Origin of the sequence: Streptomyces maremycinicus (assembly GCF_001184025.1) — a bacterium.
GTDB lineage: Bacteria > Actinomycetota > Actinomycetes > Streptomycetales > Streptomycetaceae > Streptomyces > Streptomyces maremycinicus.
Genome location: NZ_BBYG01000009.1, coordinates 634,722 through 655,873, shown reverse-complemented (window position 1 = coordinate 655,873; position 21,152 = coordinate 634,722). Strand labels below are relative to the sequence as shown.

At 73.6% G+C, this 21,152-nt stretch carries 11 protein-coding genes; 8 read left to right on the top strand and 3 right to left on the bottom strand.

Features of this window, described 5'->3' with window-relative positions; translation table 11 throughout:
- The first annotated feature begins 113 nt into the window (after window positions 1-113).
- The 5 genes from AOQ37_RS07380 to moeZ all read left to right on the top strand — a co-directional run bounded on the left by AOQ37_RS07380 (window position 114) and on the right by moeZ (window position 6,972).
- On the top strand, window positions 114-1,892 hold the full coding sequence (locus AOQ37_RS07380) for a DUF3492 domain-containing protein (protein WP_062642534.1): 1,779 nt from the start codon (window positions 114-116) through the stop codon (window positions 1,890-1,892).
- The gene (locus AOQ37_RS07375) at window positions 1,889-3,157 is read left to right on the top strand and encodes a hypothetical protein (RefSeq protein ID WP_062642365.1); all 1,269 of its coding nucleotides are present in this window, start codon (window positions 1,889-1,891) and stop codon (window positions 3,155-3,157) included. Before AOQ37_RS07380 ends, AOQ37_RS07375 begins: the two co-directional genes overlap by 4 nt.
- Before the next feature lie 864 nt (window positions 3,158-4,021).
- Complete coding sequence (locus AOQ37_RS07370; RefSeq protein ID WP_062642362.1) at window positions 4,022-4,984, top strand: NAD-dependent epimerase/dehydratase family protein; 963 nt, start codon at window positions 4,022-4,024, stop codon at window positions 4,982-4,984.
- Window positions 4,972-5,730, top strand: a complete 759-nt coding sequence (locus tag AOQ37_RS07365) for a spherulation-specific family 4 protein (protein ID WP_062642360.1) — start codon at window positions 4,972-4,974, stop codon at window positions 5,728-5,730. The genes AOQ37_RS07370 and AOQ37_RS07365 overlap by 13 nt, the downstream gene beginning before the upstream one ends.
- A 63-nt stretch (window positions 5,731-5,793) precedes the next feature.
- Window positions 5,794-6,972: an adenylyltransferase/sulfurtransferase MoeZ gene (gene moeZ, locus AOQ37_RS07360; RefSeq protein WP_062642358.1), complete on the top strand. Its 1,179-nt coding sequence runs from the start codon at window positions 5,794-5,796 to the stop codon at window positions 6,970-6,972.
- Between the two features lie 86 nt (window positions 6,973-7,058).
- Here the strand turns inward: moeZ and AOQ37_RS07355 are convergent, their stop codons facing one another.
- The 3 genes from AOQ37_RS07355 to AOQ37_RS07345 all read right to left on the bottom strand — a co-directional run bounded on the left by AOQ37_RS07355 (window position 7,059) and on the right by AOQ37_RS07345 (window position 13,063).
- Window positions 7,059-8,621 (bottom strand): alpha/beta hydrolase, encoded by a 1,563-nt coding sequence (locus tag AOQ37_RS07355; protein WP_062642356.1) that lies wholly within the window; start codon window positions 8,619-8,621, stop codon window positions 7,059-7,061.
- A 136-nt stretch (window positions 8,622-8,757) separates the two neighbouring features.
- Window positions 8,758-10,302, bottom strand: coding sequence for an alpha/beta hydrolase (locus AOQ37_RS07350; protein ID WP_062642354.1), 1,545 nt, complete (start codon window positions 10,300-10,302; stop codon window positions 8,758-8,760).
- Window positions 10,303-10,375: 73 nt separating this feature from the next.
- Window positions 10,376-13,063 (bottom strand): lysylphosphatidylglycerol synthase domain-containing protein, encoded by a 2,688-nt coding sequence (locus AOQ37_RS07345; protein WP_062642352.1) that lies wholly within the window; start codon window positions 13,061-13,063, stop codon window positions 10,376-10,378.
- A 188-nt stretch (window positions 13,064-13,251) separates the two neighbouring features.
- On the opposite strand from AOQ37_RS07345, the gene AOQ37_RS07340 reads away from it, so the two are divergent.
- From AOQ37_RS07340 to AOQ37_RS07330, 3 genes are all read left to right on the top strand, one after another.
- Window positions 13,252-13,638, top strand: a complete 387-nt coding sequence (locus tag AOQ37_RS07340) for an MGMT family protein (RefSeq protein ID WP_062642350.1) — start codon at window positions 13,252-13,254, stop codon at window positions 13,636-13,638.
- A 356-nt stretch (window positions 13,639-13,994) separates the two neighbouring features.
- The gene (locus tag AOQ37_RS07335; RefSeq protein WP_078890044.1) at window positions 13,995-17,324 is read left to right on the top strand and encodes an ATP-dependent helicase; all 3,330 of its coding nucleotides are present in this window, start codon (window positions 13,995-13,997) and stop codon (window positions 17,322-17,324) included.
- A 223-nt stretch (window positions 17,325-17,547) separates the two neighbouring features.
- Complete coding sequence (locus tag AOQ37_RS07330) at window positions 17,548-21,144, top strand: ATP-dependent helicase (protein ID WP_062642346.1); 3,597 nt, start codon at window positions 17,548-17,550, stop codon at window positions 21,142-21,144.
- Window positions 21,145-21,152: the final 8 nt, after the last annotated feature.

Here is a 21,152-nt window from a genome sequence, read left to right as displayed (position 1 = left end):
TGGTGGTGCGACGGACAACCGTCCGTCGCACCACCACCTTGTCCGCATACGTTCTTCCCGCTGCGAGCCGCCGGGTCAACGGCGGCTCCCCAAACGGGAGATCGGGAGTGCGCGTGCGCATCGGACTGCTGACGGAGGGCGGCTATCCGTATCTGAGCGGTGACGCCGGACTCTGGTGCGACCGGCTCGTGCGCGGGCTCGAACAGCACGAGTTCGACGTCTACGCGCTCAGCCGTGCCGAACACCAGGAGGAAGCGGGCTGGGCCGAGCTTCCGCCGCAGGTCAGACGGGTGCGTACGGCACCGCTGTGGACGGCCGCGGACGACGGGGTCGCCTACGGCAGGCGCGCGCGCCGGCGCTTCGCGGAGTCCTACGGCGAGTTGGTGACCGCGCTCTGCGAGGGGGAACCTCCGGGCCCCCCGGACCTCGAGGGCCCCCCGGGGACCGTTCCGGCCGCTCAGGCGGACCGTTTCGCCACCGCGCTGTACGGCCTCGCCGAACTCGCCCATGACGAGGGCGGCCTGGTGGGAGCGCTCCGCTCGGAGGACGCCGTGCGCTCCCTGGAGCGTGCCTGTCGCGCGCCCGGCGCGCTGCGCACGGCGCGCGAGGCGCGCGTACCCGAGCTGCTCGCCGTCGCCGCGCACCTCGAACGCGCCCTGCGCCCCCTCTCGCTCGACTGGTACGGCGACGAGTGCGGTGACGGGGGTGAGGGCCTCGACGCGGTCGACCTGTGCCACGCCACGTCCGGCGGCGCGGCCGCCCTGCCCGGGCTGCTCGCACGGCACTTCTTCGACGTGCCGCTGCTGGTGACCGAGTACGGGGTCCGGCTGCGGACGCACTACCTGAGCTCGGGGACGGGTCCTTCGGCCGCCGGCCCCGGGAGCGCGCCGTCCGCCGAGGCGGCTCCCGCCGTGCGCGCCCTGGTCGCCGCCTTCCACGGCCGGCTCGCCGCCGAGGTGTACCGGCAGGCCGCGTGCGTGACCCCCGGCAACACCCACGCCCGCCGCTGGCAGGAGCGCTGCGGTGCCGACCGGGCCAAGCTGCGCACCGTCTACCCGGGCATGGAGGCGTCCCGCTTCGCCGAGGTGGGCGACTCCCTCGACACCGCCGATCCGCACACCCTGGTCTGGGTCGGCCGGGTGGAACCGGCGAAGGACCTGGTCTCCCTGCTGCACGCCTTCTCGGAACTGCGCAGGCAGGAACCGCGCACCCGGCTGCGGATCATCGGCGCTCCGGCCGGCGCGGAGGGGGAGGCCTACCTCGGCCACTGCAAGGTGCTGGCCGCACAGCTCTTCCCCGACGAGGCGGACGGACCGCACGCCGTCGGCGACAACCCGGTGTCCTTCGAGGAGATCGGCGGTCCGGAAGCGCCCACCCTCGCCGAGGCGTACGCGGCCGGCGCGGTGGTCGTCCTGTCCAGCGTCGTCGAGGGGTTCCCGGTCGGACTGGTCGAGGCGATGTTCTGCGGCCGCGCGACCGTGTCGACCGACGTCGGCGCGGTGGTCGAGGTCATCGGCGGCACGGGACTGGTCGTTCCGCCGCGCAACCCGAGGGCGCTCGCGGAGGCGTGCGTGGCACTGCTGCGCGACCCCGGGCGCCGTGCGCGACTCGGTGCGGCCGCCCGCGCCCGGGCCCTGGAACTCTTCACGGTCGAGCAGAACATCACGGCATTTCACGGCATTTACCTGGAGCTCGTCGCCCGGGCCCCGATGCGGCGGTTCCTCTTCGACGACGGCGATCCCCGTCCGTTCGCCGTCCCGGCCGAGGCGTGTCTGCCGGAGCACCGGCCCGGCCCGGACCCGCGGGTCACACCCCGGCACGGCCCGGGCTGGGCGGCGGAGCCACCGGCACGGGACACCTCGCCGATCGCTGCCACGGAGGGCGCACGATGAGCGGGCTCGACGAACTGGACCGGCCGGGAACACCGGAATCACCGGGCGCCGGGGGAGCGGTGGGCGCGGTGGGAGCGGTGGGTACACCGGGGACCCAGGGCGCGGCGGCGGGCGCGGGAGCGCGCGCCGGCGCCGGCGCCGGCCCCGAGGGGCAGCGGCCGACCGCTTCCCGCCGTGGCGCCGCGGACCCGGTGAAGGCCCTGATGCACCGTCACCGCGAGCTGTGCGAACGGGCCGTCGACCCGCTGGAGATCGCCGCCGGCCTGGAGGCCCACGGGGTCACCGACCGCACCGCGGCCCGCTTCCGGCACCGGGACGTCTTCTCCCTCGCGGAGGAGATGTACGCCCGCGTCCCCCGGGACGGCGAGGCGCCCCCGCCCGCGGCGGCCGCCCCCGCCCCCCGGCCCCGCCTGGACCGGGCCCTGCTCACCCTGCTGCCGGGCGTCCTGTGCGCGGCGGCCGTGACCGGTGTGCGCCTCACCCACGGGCGCACGTGTCTGCTCGTCGCCGCCGCGGGCGTCCTCGCCGTCACCCTCGCCCTGCGCGCGGTACTGCGTCGGGGTCCGTTGAGCCCGCACCGCGGCGCCCACCCCGGCCCGCACCGGACGGATGCCTGGACCTGCTGGCTCCTCGGCTACGCGGCCCTCGGTGACAGCCTCCTGCGCGCCGCCGTCGCCGGGGGACCCGACGGTCTGCCCGACGGGACGGCGGACGGCCCCTGGCCCTTCGCCGCCGCCCCGCTGCTGACCCTCACCCTGGCCTGCGCCCCGGCCGCCTGGAGCGCCCACCTCCTCGCCGTGCGCGCCCGGCGCCGACTCGACACCAGCCGCGGCCTGGAGGAGTTCGCCGCCTCCGTGCAGCCGTTGGTGCTCGGCACCTTCGCCCTGTTCCTGTGCGCGCTGGCCGCGTTGACCCCGCTGTCCGCCGAGGTCCTGGGCGAGCCGGCCGCCTACGGTCACACCCTCGCCCTGGGCGCGCTCCTCTTCCTCGCCCGGCTCCTCACCGTGCACGGCTTCACCCAGGTTCCGGCGGTCGCCCTCGGAGCCGCCGGCGCGGCCGAGATGCTCGCCCCGGCCACGGTGTTCGCGAGCCGGCTTCCCGGCTGCGGCTTCCTGGCCACGCCGGTGGAGGGCCTCGTGGCCGCCTCGGGTCCGGCCGGTGTCCCGTCCCTCGTCTGCGGAGCCGCCGCGCTGACCCTGCTCGTCCACGCGACCCGCACGCTGACCAGGGCCTCGGCCCACGCACCGACGGACCAGCCGTGCTGACCGGACCAGCCGTCCCGAACGGTCCAGTCATGCCGGAGGACCGTGCCGCGCCGAACCGGCCAGCAGCACCGGACGGACCGCCCGTGCCGGACGGACCAGCCGGGACGAACGGATCGGCCACGCCGGACGGGCTGACCCGGCCGGACGGACCAGCCGGGACGAAGGGACCGCCCGCGCCGGACAAGCCAACCTGGCCGGACGGATCACCCGTGCCGGACGGACCAGCCGGGACGAACGGATCGGTCGCGCCGGACAAGCCAACCTGGCCTGACGGACCACCCGCGCCGGACGGACCGACAAGGCCGGACGGATCAGCCGGGACGAACGGATCACCCGCGCCGGACGGACCAGCCGGGATGAACGGATCGGCCGTGCCGGGCAAGCCAACCTGGCCGGACGGATCACCCGTGCCGGACGGACCACCCGCTCCGGACGGACCGACCCCGCCGTGCGAGCCCGCCGTGGCGGACGGACCGACCCCGCTGTGCGAGCCCGCCGTGCCGGACGGACCGACCCCGCTGTGCGGGCCCGCCGTGGCGGACGGATCGGGCGGGCCGGCACGCGGCCGCCCTCGCGGCCGCCGGCCACTCCGACGTCCGCCGTCGGCGTCCCGGCCCCCACGCGCGGCGCACTTCCCGCCGCGCCCGGACCCCGCGGCGCACGCGTTCCCCCAACCAGCCGCAGCTCATCGCAACACGCTTGAAGGAGAGACCAGATGACCACCTCCCGATCCGGAGCGACCGGAGATACCGGTGCACCCGCGGTCACAGGCGCCCGCGCGGTCACGGGGGCAGCCGGAGGACCCGCGGCGACCGAAGCCCCGGCCCCGGCCACCGCCACGGCCCACACCCCGGGGGCCGCACGATGAGGGTCCTGCTGATCGGAGCCAACGGCTATCTCGGTCGTTTCGTCGCCGACCGCCTGCTCGCCGACCCGGCCGTCCAGCTCACCGCGCTCGGCCGCGGCGACGACGCCGACGTCCGCTTCGACCTCGCGTCCGGCAGCCCCGGCGCGCTCACCCGCTTCCTCGACGCGGTCCACCCCCAGGTCGTCGTCAACTGCGCGGGCACCACCCGGGGCGGCGCCCGCGAACTCACCCGGCACAACACCGTCGCCGTCGCGACCGTCTGCGAGGCCCTGCGCCGCAGCGGCTGCGGCGCGCGGCTGGTGCAGATCGGCTGCGGCGCCGAGTACGGCCCGAGCCAGCCCGGCTCCTCGACGGCCGAGGACGCCGTGCCCCGCCCCGGCGGCCCGTACGGCGTCAGCAAACTCGCCGCCACCGAACTCGTCCTCGGCTCCGGCCTGGACGCCGTCGTGCTGCGGGTCTTCTCACCCGCCGGTCCGGGCACGCCCGCCGGGTCCCCGCTGGGCCGGCTCGCCGAGGCCATGCGCCGCGCCATGCAGTCCGGCGACGGTGAGCTCAAGCTCGGCGGCCTCGGCGTGCAACGCGACTTCATCGACGTCCGGGACGTAGCCCGCGCCGTGCACGCGGCCTCGCTCTCCGCCGCGCAGGGCGTCATCAACATCGGCTCGGGCCGTGCCGTCCGTCTGCGCGACGCCGCCGCGGTCCTCGCGCGCGTGGCCGGGTACGGCGGCGCCCTGCACGAGCTGGACGGACCGCCCGGCGGCCACCTCCGGCCGGCGATCGGCCACCCCCGCCCCGAGTCCGACCACGCGGGCCCCGTCGCGTACCCGTATCCGGACGGCTGCGGCAGTTGGCAGCAGGCCGATGTGCGCACCGCCCGCGACCGGCTCGGCTGGCGGCCCCGCATCAACCTCGAGGAGTCCCTCGCCGACATCTGGATGGAGGCGGCATGTCGTATCTGACCGGGAGCCCGGCGGGCACCGCGAGCGCCGGCACCACCGGCGTCCGCACCGGCTTCGGCGTCCCCGGCATGGCGCACCCCCTTCTCGCACCGACCGAGTGGCGCGAACTCGCCCGCCCCGGGAGGCCCCTGCACTGGGTCGTCCTCGACGTCGCCGACGGCCCCGGCGTCCGCCCCGACCCGCGCTGCCTGGAAGCCGCGGGCCGGCTGCGCAACGCCGGCGTCCGGGTCCTCGGGCGCCTCGACGCCCGCCACGGCGGCCGCCCCTTCGCCGAGGTGGTCACCGACGCACAGCGCCACCTCGACTGGTACCAGGTCGACGGCTTCCTCCTGGACCGGTGCCCGGCCGGGCGCGCCGACCTCCCGGAGCTGCGCCGCACGACCCGCGCACTGCGCACCCTCGGCGACGCGCCCCACATCGTCCTCGGCCACGGCACCCACCCGTATCCCGGCTACGCCGAACACGCCGACCAGCTGGTCACCTTCGCCGGCTCCTGGAGCGACTACCGCTGGTCGCAGGTGGCCGAGTGGACCGCGGAGCACCCGCCCGAGCGCTTCTGCCACCTGGTGCACGGTGTGCCGCGCGGTCACCTCGACGAGGCGCTGCGCATCGCCCGCTGGCAGGGCGCCGCGACGATCTGGTTCACCGACGGCACCGATCGCGGCGGTCTCGTCGACCCCTGGGCGACCATGCCCGGCTACTGGGACGATCTCGTCTCGCGGATCGGAACGGTTGTCTCGGAATGAAGAAGGCCGTGGCAGTGTTACGGGGAGAACAACTGTAGTGATCGACCGACCAACGGAGTCCCCGTGTCGCTGCCACCCCTGGTCGAGCCCGCCTCCGAGCTCACCGTAGACGAGGTCCGCAGGTACTCCCGCCACCTGATCATCCCCGATGTCGGGATGGACGGGCAGAAGCGGCTGAAGAACGCCAAGGTGCTCTGTGTGGGCGCCGGCGGCCTGGGCTCGCCGGCGCTGATGTACCTGGCCGCGGCGGGCGTGGGCACGCTCGGCATCGTGGAGTTCGACGAGGTCGACGAGTCCAACCTCCAGCGCCAGATCATCCACAGCCAGGCCGACATCGGCCGCTCCAAGGCCGAGTCCGCCCGCGACTCCGTCCTCGGCATCAACCCGTACGTGAACGTGGTCCTGCACGAAGAGCGGCTCGAGGCCGAGAACGTGATGGACATCTTCGGCCAGTACGACCTGATCGTCGACGGCACGGACAACTTCGCGACCCGCTACCTGGTCAACGACGCGTGCGTGCTGCTCAACAAGCCGTACGTGTGGGGCTCGATCTACCGCTTCGACGGCCAGGCGTCGGTCTTCTGGTCCGAGCACGGTCCCTGCTACCGCTGCCTCTACCCGGAGCCCCCGCCGCCGGGCATGGTCCCCTCCTGCGCCGAGGGCGGCGTGCTCGGCGTGCTGTGCGCGTCGATCGGTTCCATCCAGGTCAACGAGGCGATCAAGCTGCTCGCCGGCATCGGTGAGCCGCTGGTCGGCCGCCTGATGATCTACGACGCCCTGGAGATGCAGTACCGCCAGGTCAAGGTCCGCAAGGACCCCGACTGCGCGGTCTGCGGCGAGAACCCGACCGTCACCGAGCTCATCGACTACGAAGCCTTCTGCGGCGTCGTCTCCGAGGAGGCCCAGGCGGCGGCGGCCGGCTCGACGATCACTCCCAAGCAGCTCAAGGAGTGGATCGACGACGGCGAGAGCATCGAGATCATCGACGTCCGCGAGCAGAACGAGTACGAGATCGTCTCCATCCCGGGCGCCAAGCTGATCCCGAAGAACGAGTTCCTGCTGGGCACCGCCCTGGAGGGCCTGCCGCAGGACAAGAAGATCGTCCTGCACTGCAAGACGGGTGTCCGCAGCGCGGAGGTCCTCGCGGTGCTGAAGTCCGCGGGCTTCTCGGACGCCGTGCACGTCGGCGGCGGTGTGATCGGCTGGGTCAACCAGATCGAACCGAGCAAGCCGGTCTACTGACCCGGCTGTTGCCTTCGCGCACCGGGGTACCCGGTCCGACCGGCGGGGGCTTCGCGTACCACGAGTGCGCGAAGCCCCCGCCGTCGTCATGAGCAGACCTTGCCGTCCTTCGGCACCGTTCCCTTCAACAGGTACGCGTCCACCGCCGAGTCGACACAGTCGCTCCCGCTGCCGTACGCCCCGTGTCCCTCGCCCTTCCAGGTGAGCAGCACACCGACACCCTTGCCGAGTTCGTCCGCCATCTTCCGGGCGCCCTCGTACGGCGTTGCCGGGTCCCCGGTGTTGCCCACCAGCAGGATCGGCGCCGCCCCCGCCGCGCTCACCTCCGGGGTGTCGTACTGTCCGGCCACCGGCCAGTCGTGGCACCAGCCGGCCGTGTCCCAGCCCAGGAAGTCGCCGAACACGGGCGAGATCTTCTCGAACTCCGGCAGCAGCTTCCTCGTCGCCTCGGCGGTCGGCCGCTGCTTGTCGTCCAGGCACGATATGACCCGTTGCGAGTGGGTCGTCGTGCCGTAGTGACCCGAGGTGTCCCGCTCGTTGTAGCCGTCGGCGAGCGTCAGCAGTTCGGAGCCGTCCCCGGCCTCGGCCGCCGCCAGGGCGCTGGTCAGGCTCGGCCAGCCCTGCTTGCTGTACAGCGGCAGGACGATGCCGGTCACCGCGAGCGTCTGCGTCAGCTTCCGCCCGTCCGACGTGGGCAGCGGGTCGGTGTCCATCCGGTCCAGCAGGTCCGCGATCTTCTTGCTCCCCTTCGCGGGGTCCTGACCCGTCGACTTCAGGTAGTCGTCGAGTGCCCGCTGGAAGCCGCGCGCCTGGTTCTGCGCGTGGCCCACCGAGTCCGCGGTCGGGTCGACGACGGCGTCGAGGATCACCCGCCCCACGTTCTTCGGGAACAGGTGGGCGTACACGCCGCCCAGTTCGGTGCCGTAGGAGATGCCGAAGTAGTGCATCTTCGCGTCGCCGAGGACCTGGCGCATCAGGTCCATGTCGCGGGCGGTGTCGGTGGTCGACACATGTGCCAGCAGCCCGCCGGCGGCCTTCTCGCAGCCCTTGCCGAACGCGGTGGCGTCCGCGAGGTAGGCCTGCTCCTCGGCCGGGGTGTCCGGCGTGGAGTCGAGTGACTCGGCGGCCTGGATGTCCTTGTCGGCGCGGCATCGGACGCCCTCGCTGGCGCCGACCCCGCGCGGGTCCCAGCTCACCAGGTCGTAGCGCTCGCGGAGCGAGGAGTACGCGGAACCGTAGGAGGGGAGCGTGGACACGCCCGAGCCGCCGGGGCCGCCGAAGTTGAACAGCAGCGAGCCGGTCCGCTTGCTCCCCTCGGCCCGGGACTCGGCGCGGATCAGGGCGAGGCCGATCGTGTTGCCGTCCGGCTTCGACCAGTCCAGCGGCACCTTCAGCGTCGCGCACTGCCAGTCGCTGCCCGGCGCGGCCGAGTCCGCGGTGGCCTTGCAGCGTCCCCAGTCGAGCTTCTGCCCGGTCAGCGAGGCGGGCAGCGCTGCCGTCGTGGCGGTGCCCGCGGAGGAGTCGGCCGAGGGCCGCGCGTCGGCCGAACCGCCCTTGTCGTCCCCGTCCCCGTCCGACGCGCCGCTGCACCCCGTCACCAGCAGCGCGGCGGCGGCCCCCAGCGCCGCCCACCGTACGTATCGCGCCATGTGCACTTCCCCCCTCGCAGGCCGTCCGCGCTCGGCGGCGAACGGCTGTGAGGCCATATTAGGCGGCGCGCGGCCCACCCGTCGGGGCCTGTGGATAACCTTTTGACCTGCGTGTTTATCGGGATTCGGGGTGGAGTCAGGAGCAGACGGTGCCCGCGGCCGGCACCTTGCCGTTCAGCAGATAGCCGTTCACCGCCGCCTGGACGCACTTGTTCTTGCTGCCGTACGCACCGTGTCCCTGCCCCTCGTACGTCAGCTCCACCCCGACCCCGGGGCCCAGCGCGGCCACCATCTTCCGGGCCCCCTCGTACGGGGTCGCCGGGTCGCCGGTGTTGCCCACGACGAGGATCGGTGCCGAGCCGGGCGCGCTGACGTCGGGATGGTCGGCGGCGCCGGGGACGGGCCAGTCGGTGCAACTGACCATGCCCCAGGCCAGGAAGTCCCCGAACAGACTGGAGGCGGCGCGGAACTCCGGCAGCTTCCGCTGCACATAGGCGGGAGAGTAGCGGGGCTTGTCGTCGGCGCAGTTGATGGAGATGTTGGCGGCCGTGATGTTGCTGTACTCGCCGTTCTCGTTGCGGCCGTTCATCAGGTCGGACAGCAGCATCAGGATCTTGCCGTCGCCGGTGTAGGCCTGCTCCAGGCCCTCGGTGAGGTACTCCCAGAAGTCCTTGGAGTACAGCGCCTGCGCGATGCCGTTGGTCGCGGCGCTCTGCGTCAGTTCCCGCGGGAAGATGCCCGGGATCGGCTTGGCGTCGAGGCTCTGGAGGAGCCCCGCGATCCGGTCCTTCACGTCCTGCGCGGTGTCCCCGACGGGACAGTCCTGCGTCTTGGACGTGCAGTCCTCGGCGAAGTTGTCGAGGGCGAGCTGGAAACCCCTGGCCTGCCCGAGCGAGCCCTGTTCGGATGTCTGCGTCGGGTCCACGACCGCGTCGAAGACGGCGCGTCCCACGTTCTTCGGGAACAGGTGGGCGTACACGCCGCCCAGTTCGGTGCCGTAGGAGATGCCGAAGTAGTACAGCCGGTCGTCGCCGAGGACCTGGCGCATCAGGTCCATGTCGCGGGCCGCGTCCGTGGTTCGCACGTTCGGCAGGATCTTCTTCGAGTTCTTCTCGCAGGCCGCGTTGAAGTCCTTGGTGTTGTCCAGCAGCGCGGTGCGTTCGACGGCGTCGTCGGGTGTGCCGTCCTGCTGGAAGTACGCGTCGAGCTGCTGGTCGTTCTCGCATCGCACCCCGGCGCTGCGGCCCACCCCGCGCGGGTCGAAGCTGACCAGGTCGTAGCGGGTGCGCAGGGCCGCGTACTCGTCGCCGAAGGCCGGCAGGGTGGAGACGCCCGAGCCGCCGGGGCCGCCGAAGTTGAAGATCAGGGAGCCGATCCTGCGGCTCTCGTCGCCGCTCGTCCGGGCCCGGATCAGGGCGAGATCGATCGTGTCGCCCTCGGGGTCGTCCCAGTCGAGGGGCGCCTTCATGGTGGCGCACTGCCACTGGTCGCCGTCCGGCAGCGCGGAGGGGGCGCTGCCGCCGCCCTCGGACCGGGAGGGGGCCGGGCAGTCCTTCCAGCTCAGCTGCTGCGCCGTCAGATCCTCGTCCTGCGCGTCGTCGCCGCAGCCGGCCACCATGGACGACAGCAGCAGGGCGGTGGCGGTCACGGCGGCGGCGCGCAGGCGGGAGGGGTTCGGCATGATCCCATCCTGCGGTGGCCTCCGGGCACGCGCGCGGGGCGCGGGCCGTACGAGGTACGGGCGTCGGAGGCCGCTAGAGGGCGCCCTTGCGGGTGAGGTGGTTGAAGGCCAGCCAGCCCGGCAGCACCGGCAGCCACAGCGTCAGCAGGCGGAAGAGCAGCACCGCGGGTGCGGCGACCTCCTTGGGCAGGCCCACGGCGATCAGACCGACCGTCAGGGTCGCCTCGACGGCGCCGACTCCGCCCGGGGTCGGGGCGGCCGAGCCGAGCGCGTTGCCGGCGAGGAAGACGACGGCGACGCTGGCGATGCTGAGCGAGGTCGACTCGTCGCCGAACGCGCGGATCGACGCGTCCAGGCACATCACGAAGCAGGCCGTGAGGAGGAGCATGCCGCCGATGCCGGTGATCAGCTTCTGCGGCCGCTGGAGCACGTCCAGCATGCGCGGCACGACACCGGCGAACAGCGACCGCACGCGCGTGACGACGAACTTGCGCAGGAACGGTACCGAGGTCACCACGAGCACCAGCACCGCCACCGTGAGCAGGCCCGCGATGACGGTGCGGGACGGCGACAGCGACGGTGTCTTCTCGGTGCCGGTCAGGTAGCCGAACGACAGCAGCATCAGGATGTGGCAGCCGAGCCCGAACAGCTGCGAGGCGCCCACACTGGCCACCGCCAGACCGGGCCGCACCCCCGCGCGCTGGAGGAAGCGGGTGTTGAGGGCGACCCCGCCGACCGCGGCCGGGGCCACGATCTTCACGAACGATCCGGCGACCTGAGCGGCCACCGTCCGCGGGAACGGCACCCGCTCCGGCACGAAGCCCAGCAGCGCCATCGCGGCGGCGACGTAGCTCACCGCGGAGAACAGCACGGCCGCGGCCACCCAGCCCCACTCGGCGTTGGCGATGAGCGGACCGAACTCGATGTGGGTGAGCTGTGTCAGCAGGAAGTAGGCGCCGATGGCACCGGCGATGACACTCATCAGGGTGCGCGGGCGCACCCGCTCCAGCCGGGCAGGCTCGACCGGGGCCTGCGGCCGGATCAGCAGGACCTGGTGCCGGATCTGCGTCAGCAGATCCTCCTCGCGGGCCTCTTCCAGCGCGTCGTCGATGGCTCGTTTCTCGGCCCGCGCCTCCGCGCGGACGGCCTTCTTGTCCGGCTTCTCCAGGACGACGGGTGCGGTGTCGTGCTCCGCCGCTTCCAGGCGGGCCTGCTTGGCCTGCTGCGAGGCCTCCAGGACCGCCTCCCGCTCCCGTTGCGCACGCTCGCGTGCCAGCCGGCGCAGCGTCGCGCGCGTGGAGCGGGTCAGGGCGATGGGCTGGAGCATCGGCAGACAGTCGGCGACCGCGTCCGGTCCGAGGACGCCCACCGCGGAGGCCACCGCCCGTTCGGCGCCCACCAGCAGACCGAGCGTCGTCACCAGCTGGGCGACGTCCATGCGCAGCAGCAGGTCGCCGGCCGCGATCTCGCCGCCGCGCAGATCGGTGAGGATCACCGTGCCGGAACGATCCACCAGGATCGCGTCACCCGCGAGCCGGCGGTGGGCGATGCGGCGCGACTGGAGTGCCTGTACCTGGTGCCAGGTGTTGCGCAGCAGGTCGTCGGTGATCTCGTCGTCCGGCAGGGAGTCGAGGGTGCGGCCGCCGGTGTGCTCGTAGACGAGCATGACGGCGTCGGGGCCGAGCTCGGAGGTCGCGATCAGCTTCGGCGCGTTGGCGCCGGCCGCGATGGCCGCGTAGGCGAGCAGTGCCTCCTGCTCGAGCGCCTGGCGCAGCGACTGGAGGCTGCTGCGGGTGGCGAAGCCGCGCAGCGTCAGATTGCGCCACGCGCGGTAGAAGAACCCCTGGGCCTGCTGTTCGCGGTCGACGACCGTGACGTCGAGCGGCGGACCGTCCTCCAGGGTGACGAAGTAGCGTCTGCCCCGGTCGCCCTCCGCCGCGTCCGGTCCCTCCTCGCGGGCCGCGCTCACCGGGCGGAAGCCCACGTGCCGCAGGCCCGCCATCAGCGTCCGTCCGGTGGGGCGCACGTTGGGCGAGCCGACCGCGTACAGCGTGCCGTACGCCACCGTCCAGCCGATCAGCACGGTGAGGATGATCGAGAACGGTGTCGTGTAGCCGGTGACGAGCATCGAGAAGGCGTCGAGGAGCAGCACGATCCACAGCACCGAACGCCAGCGCGGCCGGCGGGACATGCCGACGGCCGTCATATAGGCGATGACGGGCGCGAGGTAGCCGTGCACGGGATCGGTGAGGGCGTGGATGTCACCGGGCGAGGGCTGGGTGAGCGCTTCCTGGATCGAGCCGGGTGCCGCCTTGGCGACCCACAGGTCGGTGGCGAGGGTCACACCGTGCGCGAGGACCGCGGCGAGGACGCCGTCGGCGATGCGCAGCCCGTCGCGTTTGATCAGCCGTTCGATCGCGAACGCGACCGGCACCAGCAGGATCGCGATGCTGGACGCCAGCCCCGCGATCTTGATGAGGAGATCGGGAGCCTGTCCGGTGCCCTTGTTGATGTCCTGCTCGAGGCCCGAGGTCGTGCCGTGCGCGAAGGCGGCGATGCCCAGCAGCAGGACCACGGCGAGCACGCCCACCAGCAGGCGCATCAGGTCGGAAGGGCGGTGCACGCGCGCGGGGAGCAGCGGTTCGTCGCCCTCGACCTCGTCGATGTGCACCTCGTCCCGCGCTGCGTCGGTGGTGTCCGGGCGCGGCGTAGCGTCAGAGGTGCTTTCCGCGCCCTCAGGATGCACGCCCTGCTGCTTCATCGTCTCTTCTTGATCTCGTATCACCGGTGTCACCGCCCGCACGATGGTGGCATGCCCCACCGACACACGGGGGCATCAGGGTGCAAACGCGGGGGCGCACAGTCTGCCTGAAGCGCCGCCCGGGGGCGAGGGTCACCCTGGGTCGCCGGCCCGTCGCATTGTCGGTGCCGTGGGGCAGGATGGGGCGGATGAGCGAGCAGAGCCTTCCGGACGACGCCCGCCCGGAGTACACGGACGCGCTGCCGGAGTACGCCGAGCGGGTCCTCGAGGTCGCGGAGCTGATCCCGCCCGGGCGGGTCATGACGTACGGGGACGTCGCGGAGTGGCTGGAGGAGGGCGGGCCGAGGCAGGTGGGCCGAGTGATGGCCCTCTACGGCGGCGCCGTCCCGTGGTGGCGTGTCGTCCGCTCGGACGGGGTGCTGCTCCCGGGCCACGAGCTGCGGGCGCTGGACCGCTACCGCGAGGAGGGCACGCCGCTGAAGCAGGCGAGCAGGGCCGCGCAGGGGCACCTGCCCCGCCTCGACATGAAGCGGGCGCGGTGGGACGGCGGCGAGCGCGCGGAAGGTCACACCTGACAGCTTCCGCCATCGGACGGGACGGAGGGGACCTTGTGGCCCGTACGGGGGAAACGGCGCAAAGGGGGCACGTCCGCGGTATGCCGTACGTTCGAGGGGCGAGAGATGTGCGGGGCACGCGGGCCGGGAGGGGCGTGAGGGCTGTGGGAGCCGTGAGGGCTGCGAGGGTCGTGAGGGTTGCGAGGGCAGTAAGTGCCGCGGGAGTCGTGAGGGCCGTGAGAGAAGAATCGGAAGCCGTCCTTCCGGACTGCTCGTCGGCGTAGCGTCGGCTGCACGCGTCCCCCTCATCCCGCGATCACCGCTCTCCCCGAGCGGCGCTCCGTCAACCAGTACACCCACCAGGACCGGCGAACCACGTGAGCTCCTCTTCCTCCACCAGGCGCCTGTCGCACCCCCAGGGGCGACAGGGGAACCGTGGCGCTTACCGACTGGTGCGTACCCCGCCGGCCCGGGTGGTTCCCCCTCGTCTGGACGCCGCACAGCGCTCCGTGGTTGACCACACCGCCGGTCCGCTGCTCGTCCTCGCAGGTCCGGGCACCGGGAAGACCACCACCCTGGTCGAGTCCGTGGCGGCCCGGATCGCCCGCGGCGGCGACCCCGAACGCATCCTGGTGCTCACCTTCAGCCGCAAGGCGGCCGTGGAGCTGCGCGACCGGATGGCGCACCGCATGGGCGCCGCCCGCGCGCCCCAGGCGACCACCTTCCACTCGTACTGCTACGCCCTGATCCGCGCCCACCAGGACGCCGACCTGTTCGTGGAACCCCTGCGTCTGCTGTCGGGACCCGAGCAGGACGTGGCCGTCCGCGAACTCCTCGAGGGCCAGCTCGACCTCCAGCGGCTCGGCCTCGCGCACGTGCGCTGGCCGGACGAACTGCGCGCCTGCCTCACCACGCGCGGCTTCGCCGACGAGGTCCGCGCGGTGCTCGCCCGCAGCCGCGAACTGGGCCTCGACCCCGCGGCGCTGGACGCCTTCGCCCACCGCATCGGCCGCCCCGACTGGCGCGCGGCCGCCGCCTTCCTCGCCGAGTACCTCGACGTGCTCGATCTGCACGGCGTGATCGACTACGCCGAACTCGTGCACCGCGCGGTCCTCCTCGCCCACCGCCCCGAAGTGGCCGAGCGGCTCGCCGCGCGGTACGACGCGGTGTTCGTCGACGAGTACCAGGACACCGACCCGGCCCAGGTGCGGCTGCTGCACGCCCTCGCCGGCGGTGGCCGCGGCCTGGTCGCCTTCGGCGACCCCGACCAGTCGATCTACACCTTCCGGGGCGCCGACGTGAACGGCATCCTGGACTTCCCCGAGGACTTCCCCCGCCCCGACGGCCGGCCGGCCCCCGTCGAGGTCTTGCGCACCTCCCGCCGCTCCGGCGCCACCCTGCTGGAGGCGACCCGGCTGCTCACCCGGCGGATGCCCCTGACCCGCCTCCCGGCCGAGAAGGTCCGTGCGCACCGCGAGCTCACCGCCGCCCGCGACGGCGGCCGCGTCGAGGTCCACACGTACCCGACTCCCGGCACCGAGCTGGACAACATCGCCGACATCCTGCGCCGCGCGCACCTCGAGGACGGCGTGCCCTGGAAAGAGATGGCCGTCCTGGTACGCGCCGGCTCCCGCACGATCCCGACGGTCCGCCGCGCCCTCACCGCCGCCGGCGTCCCCCTCGACATCGACGGCGACGATCTCCCCCTGCGCCACGAACCCGCCGTGGCCCCCCTGCTGACGGCCCTGCGGGCGGTGGCGACGGCGGAGGCCACCGCGGCGGCGGCGACCGACGACGCGGACCCCGAGGCCGGTGCTCAGGCCTGCTGGCTCGACACCGAGACCGCCCTCACCCTCCTCGCCTCCCCGCTCGCCGGCATGGACGCCGCCGATCTGCGCCGCCTCGGCCGGGCCCTGCGCGAGGACGAGCGCGCCGCGGGCAACGCCCTCCCGCCGCCCTCCGACGAGCTGCTCGCGCGCGCCCTGGCCGAGCCGGAGCGGCTGGTCACCCATGACCCGACGTACGCGCGCGGTGCCCAGCGCCTCGGCGCGCTGCTCGCGAAGGCCCGCGAAGGGCTCGCCGGCGGCGGTACGGCCGAGGAGGCGCTGTGGAGCCTGTGGGACGGCACGCCCTGGCCCGGCCGTCTGGAGCGGGCCGCCCGGCGCGGCGGCGCGGCCGGCCGCAACGCCGACCGGGACCTGGACGCCGTGTGCGCGCTCTTCGCCACCGCCGCGCGCGCGGAGGAGCGCACCGGCGGCCGGGGAGCCCTGAACTTCCTGGCCGAGATCGAGGCCGAGGACATCGCCGCCGACACCCTCGCCCGGCGTGCCGTGCGCCCCGACGCCGTACGTCTCATGACCGCCCACCGCGCCAAGGGCCTCGAATGGAGTCTGGTCGTCGTGGCCGGCGTCCAGGAGGGCCTGTGGCCGGACCTGCGTCGCCGGGGCTCGCTCCTGGAGGCGGACCGCATCGGCCGGGACGGACTGGCCGAGCCGCTCACCCCGGGGGCGCTGCTCGCCGAGGAGCGTCGCCTGTTCTACGTCGCCGCCACACGCGCGCGGGAGCGGCTCGTCGTCACCGCCGTGAAGGCGCCCGCCGACGACGGCGACCAGCCCTCCCGCTTCCTGGCCGAACTCGGCGTCGAACCCAAGGACGTCACCGGCCGCCCGCGCCGCCCCCTGGCGGTCGCCGCGCTGGTCGCCGAACTGCGCGCCACGACGGTCGACCCCCGGGCCTCCGCCACCCTCCGGGAGGCCGCCGCCCGCAGGCTGGCCCGGCTGGCCGCGCTCGCCGACGAGGACGGCAGGCCCCTGGTGCCGTCCGCCCACCCGTACCGCTGGTGGGGCATGTTCGAGCCGACCGAGAGCAAGGTGCCGCTGCGCGACCGCGACCAGCCCGTCGTGCTCTCCGGCAGCGCCCTCGACCAGCTCGCCAACACCTGTGCCCTCCAGTGGTTCCTGGGCCGTGAGGTGAAGGCCGACGCCCCCGCCACCGTCGCCCAGGGCTTCGGAAACGTGGTGCACGTCCTGGCCGACGAGGTCGCCTCCGGGCACACCCCGGCCGACCTCGACGTCCTCATGGAGCGTCTCGACTCCGTGTGGAACGCCCTCGCCTTCGACGCCCCATGGAAGTCGGCTCAGGAGAAGGCACACGCGCGTGTGGCACTCGAACGCTTTCTGAAGTGGCACGTGATGGACCGCACGGGCCGCACCCCGGTCGCCAGTGAGCACGACTTCGACGTCACCCTCGAAGCGGGCGAGTACGAGGTGCGCATCCGCGGCCAGATGGACCGGGTCGAGGCCGATGCCGAAGGCCGGGCCTACGTCGTCGACTTCAAGACCGGCAAACAGGCGCCGACCGCCCGCGAGGTGGAGCGCCACCCCCAGCTCGCCGTGTACCAGCTCGCCGTCCGCGAGGGCGCCGTCGACGAGGCCTTCGACGGCGTACGGCCCACGCCGGGCGGTGCCGAGCTCGTCCAGCTGCGGCAGAGCGCCGCCAAGCGGGACGGCGGCGAGAGCCTGCCCAAGGTGCAGGCGCAGGAAGCCCTCGAGGGCGCGGCGGGGGAGTGGGTCGGCGACCTGCTCGCCACGGCGGCCGGCAAGGTCCTCGACGAGCGTTTCACCCCGACCGCCGGCCAGCAGTGCACCCACTGCGCGTTCCGCGCCTCGTGCAGCGCCCGGCCCGAGGGACGGCACGTGGTCGAGTGACGGGCCCGCAGGACACACCGGTGAGGGGCCCCGAGCGACAGACCCGTACGACGCATCCGTACGACGGGCTCGGTACGACGGCTCCCGTGGGACCGGCGCCCTGGGACCGGCCCGTGTGAGCGGCCCGTGTGACGGACCGCACCACAGGTGCTGACCTGCGCTTCTCTCGCTCCCGTCGGGTGATTTGTCATCGACTGTCAGTGCTCGCCGCTAGCCTCTCCACATGCCCGCCCGTATCAGTGATCCCGAGCAGCTCAAGGAGCTCCTCGGGATCCCGTTCACCCCGGAGCAGACGGCCTGCATCACCGCGCCGCCCGCCCCGCAGGTGATCGTGGCCGGAGCCGGGTCGGGCAAGACGACGGTGATGGCCGCGCGCGTGGTGTGGCTGGTCGGCACCGGCCAGGTCGCCCCCGACCAGGTCCTCGGCCTGACCTTCACCAACAAGGCCGCCGGGGAACTCGCCGAGCGTGTCCGCAAGGCACTGGTGAGGGCGGGCGTCACCGATCCCGACGTCATCGACCCGGACAACCCGCCGGGCGAGCCGGTGATCTCCACCTACCACTCCTTCGCGGGCCGCCTGCTGACCGACCACGGCCTGCGCATCGGCCTGGAGCCGACCTCCCGGCTGCTCGCCGACGCCACCCGCTACCAGCTCGCCGCGCGGGTGCTGCGCGAGGCCCCCGGCCCCTACCCGTCGCTCACCCGGTCCTTCGCCGACCTGATCAGCGACCTCCTCGCACTCGACGCCGAACTCGCCGAACACCTCGTCCGGCCCGAGGACCTGCGCGCGTGGGACGCCGGGCTGCTGAGCGAGCTGGAAGGCGCCGCACTCACCAACGCCGACCTGCGCAAGGTGCCCGAGACGGCCGCCGCCCGGCGCGAGCTGGCCGACCTGGTGCTGCGCTACCGGACCGCCAAGCGCGAGCGCGACCTGCTCGACTTCGGCGACCAGATCGCCCTGGCGGCGCGGCTCGCCCAGGTGCCGGAAGTGGGCCCGATCCTGCGCGAGGAGTTCCGCGTCGTCCTCCTCGACGAGTACCAGGACACCTCGGTGGCCCAGCGCATCCTCCTGGCAGGCCTGTTCGGCGGCGGCACCGGACACCCCGTGACCGCCGTCGGCGACCCCTGCCAGGCGATCTACGGCTGGCGCGGCGCCTCCGTGGCGAACCTCGACGACTTCCCCGAGCACTTCGCGCACACCGACGGGAGCAGGGCGCGCCGCCAGTCGCTCAGCGAGAACCGCCGCAGCGGCGGCCGTCTCCTGGACCTCGCCAACGGCCTCGCCGAGCCGCTGCGCGCCCTGCACGCGGGCGTGGAGGCGCTGCGCCCGGCCCCCGGTGCCGAACGCGACGGAGTGGTGCGCTGCGCCCTCCTGGACACGCACGCCGAGGAGATGGCCTGGATCGCCGACTCCGTCGCGCACCTCGTGCGCACCGGCAAGGCACCCGGTGAGATCGCCGTGCTGTGCCGCACGGCCACCGACTTCGCGGAGATCCAGGGCGCGCTGGTCGCCCGGGACATCCCCGTCGAGGTGGTGGGTCTCTCCGGTCTGCTGCACCTGCCCGAGGTCGCCGACCTGGTCGCCGTCTGCGAGGTCCTCCAGGACCCGGGCGCCAACGCCTCCCTGGTCCGCCTGCTGACCGGCCCGCGCTGGCGCATCGGCCCCCGCGACCTCGCGCTGCTGGGCCGCAGGGCACGGCGGCTCGTCAGCCACGCGCGCGGGGACGGCGGCGACGACCCGGACCGCCGTCTCGCCGAGGCCGTCGAGGGGGTCGACCCGTCCGAGGTGATATCGCTCGCGGACGCCCTCGACACCTTCCTGGAGTCCCCCCTGTACGGCGACGGCGGGGCCGGGTACGACGACGGGCTGCCCTTCTCCCCGGACGCGCGCGTGCGGTTCGCGCGACTCGCCACCGAACTGCGCGACCTGCGCCGCTCCCTGGCCGACCCCCTGATGGACGTGCTGCACCGCGTCCTCGCCGTCACCGGCCTGGAGGTGGAGCTGTCCGCGTCCCCGCAGGCACTCGCCGCCCGGCGTCGCGAGACCCTGTCCAACTTCCTCGACGTCGCCGCCTCCTTCGCCGCGGGCGAGAGCCAGGCGAGCCTGCTGGCCTTCCTCGGCTTCCTGCGCACCGCCGCCCAGTACGAGAAGGGCCTCGACAACGCCCTTCCCGGCGGCGAGAACACCGTCAAGGTGCTCACCGCGCACAAGTCCAAGGGCCTGGAGTGGGACGTCGTCGCCGTCCCCGGCCTGGTCACCGGAACCTTCCCCAGCGGCCAGGGCCGCGAGAAGTGGACCGCCCAGGCCAAGGTGCTGCCGCACGCGCTGCGCGGCGACGCCGAGACCCTCCCCGACCTCGGCTCCTGGGACGCGCGCGGCATGAAGGCCTTCCACGAGGCCATGAAGGACCATCAGCACACCGAGGAACTCCGCCTCGGCTACGTGACCTTCACCCGCCCCCGCTCCCTGCTCCTCGGGTCCGGCCACTGGTGGGGCCCCAACCAGAAGAAGCCGCGCGGCCCGTCCGACTTCCTCCAGGAGCTGTACCGGCACTGCGAGGCCGGGCACGGAGAGATCGAGGTCTGGGCGGACGCGCCGGAGGAGGGCGCGGAGAACCCCGCCCTGCACCGGGCGAGCGCCGACCAGGTCTGGCCGCTCCCCCTGGACGACGCCTCGCTCGCCCGCCGTCGCGCCGCCGCCGAGACCGTCCTCGCCCACCTGGAGGACCTCGCCGCGCACCAGGACGGCCACCCCGGCGCCACCCACGACCCGGACGCCCACGACGACCCGGACTGGCCCCCGCCACCGGACGAGGACGAGCTCTCCTACGAGCCCGGGTTCGACGAGCCCGAGTACGAGGACGCCTACGGCGATCCCGATGTCCACGCCGATGCCCAGGACGACGCCTACGGCGGTCCCGGGTACGACGATCCGCCGTACGACGGGTCCGCCCCGTTCGCCGACGCGCCCTTCGAGAACACCCGCCCCGCCGTGCCCCACCAGGCGACGGCGCCCCAGCTGCCCCCGGCCCGTCCGCGCGGACCCTCCCTCACCCCGGAGGAAGCCCGCGCCGTCGCCTCCTGGGACCGCGACCTCGACGCCCTCGCCGGCGAGCTGCTGCGCGCCCGCCGGAGCGTGACGGACGTGCCCCTGCCCACGACGCTGACCGCCTCGCAGGTGCTGCGGCTGGCCGAGGACCCCGACGGTCTCGCGCAGGAACTCGCGCGCCCCATGCCGCGCCCTCCGCAACCGGCCGCGCGCCGTGGCACCCGGTTCCACGCGTGGGTGGAGGCACGCTTCGAGGAGTTGACGCTCCCCCTGCTGGAACCGCACGAGCTGCCCGGCGACGACGCGGAGATCGCCGACGAGCGCGACCTGGAAGCCCTCAAGGAAGCCTTCGAGAGCACCGAGTACGCCCACCGCACGCCGTACCGCGTCGAGGCCCCCTTCCAGCTCGCCCTCGCCGGCCGCGTCGTGCGGGGCCGTATCGACGCGGTCTACAAGGAGGGCGAGGGAGAGACGGCGACCTACGACATCGTCGACTGGAAGACCCACCGGGCCCGCACCGCCGACCCCCTCCAGCTCGCCCTCTACCGGCTCGCGTGGGCCGAGCAGCAGGGTGTGCCCGTGGAATCCGTCACAGCGGCGTTCCTCTACGTCCGCAGCGGCGACGTCGTACGACCGGAGGGTCTGCCCGATCGTGCCGCCCTGGAGCGGCTGTTGACCGGGGAGGACGCCGTCGAGGACGCCCGCGGCGGACCGGCCGCGCAAGTAAACCCTGCGCAAGGGCCCGGCGAGGATGTCGGTCCGGGCCGATAGGCTCGTGA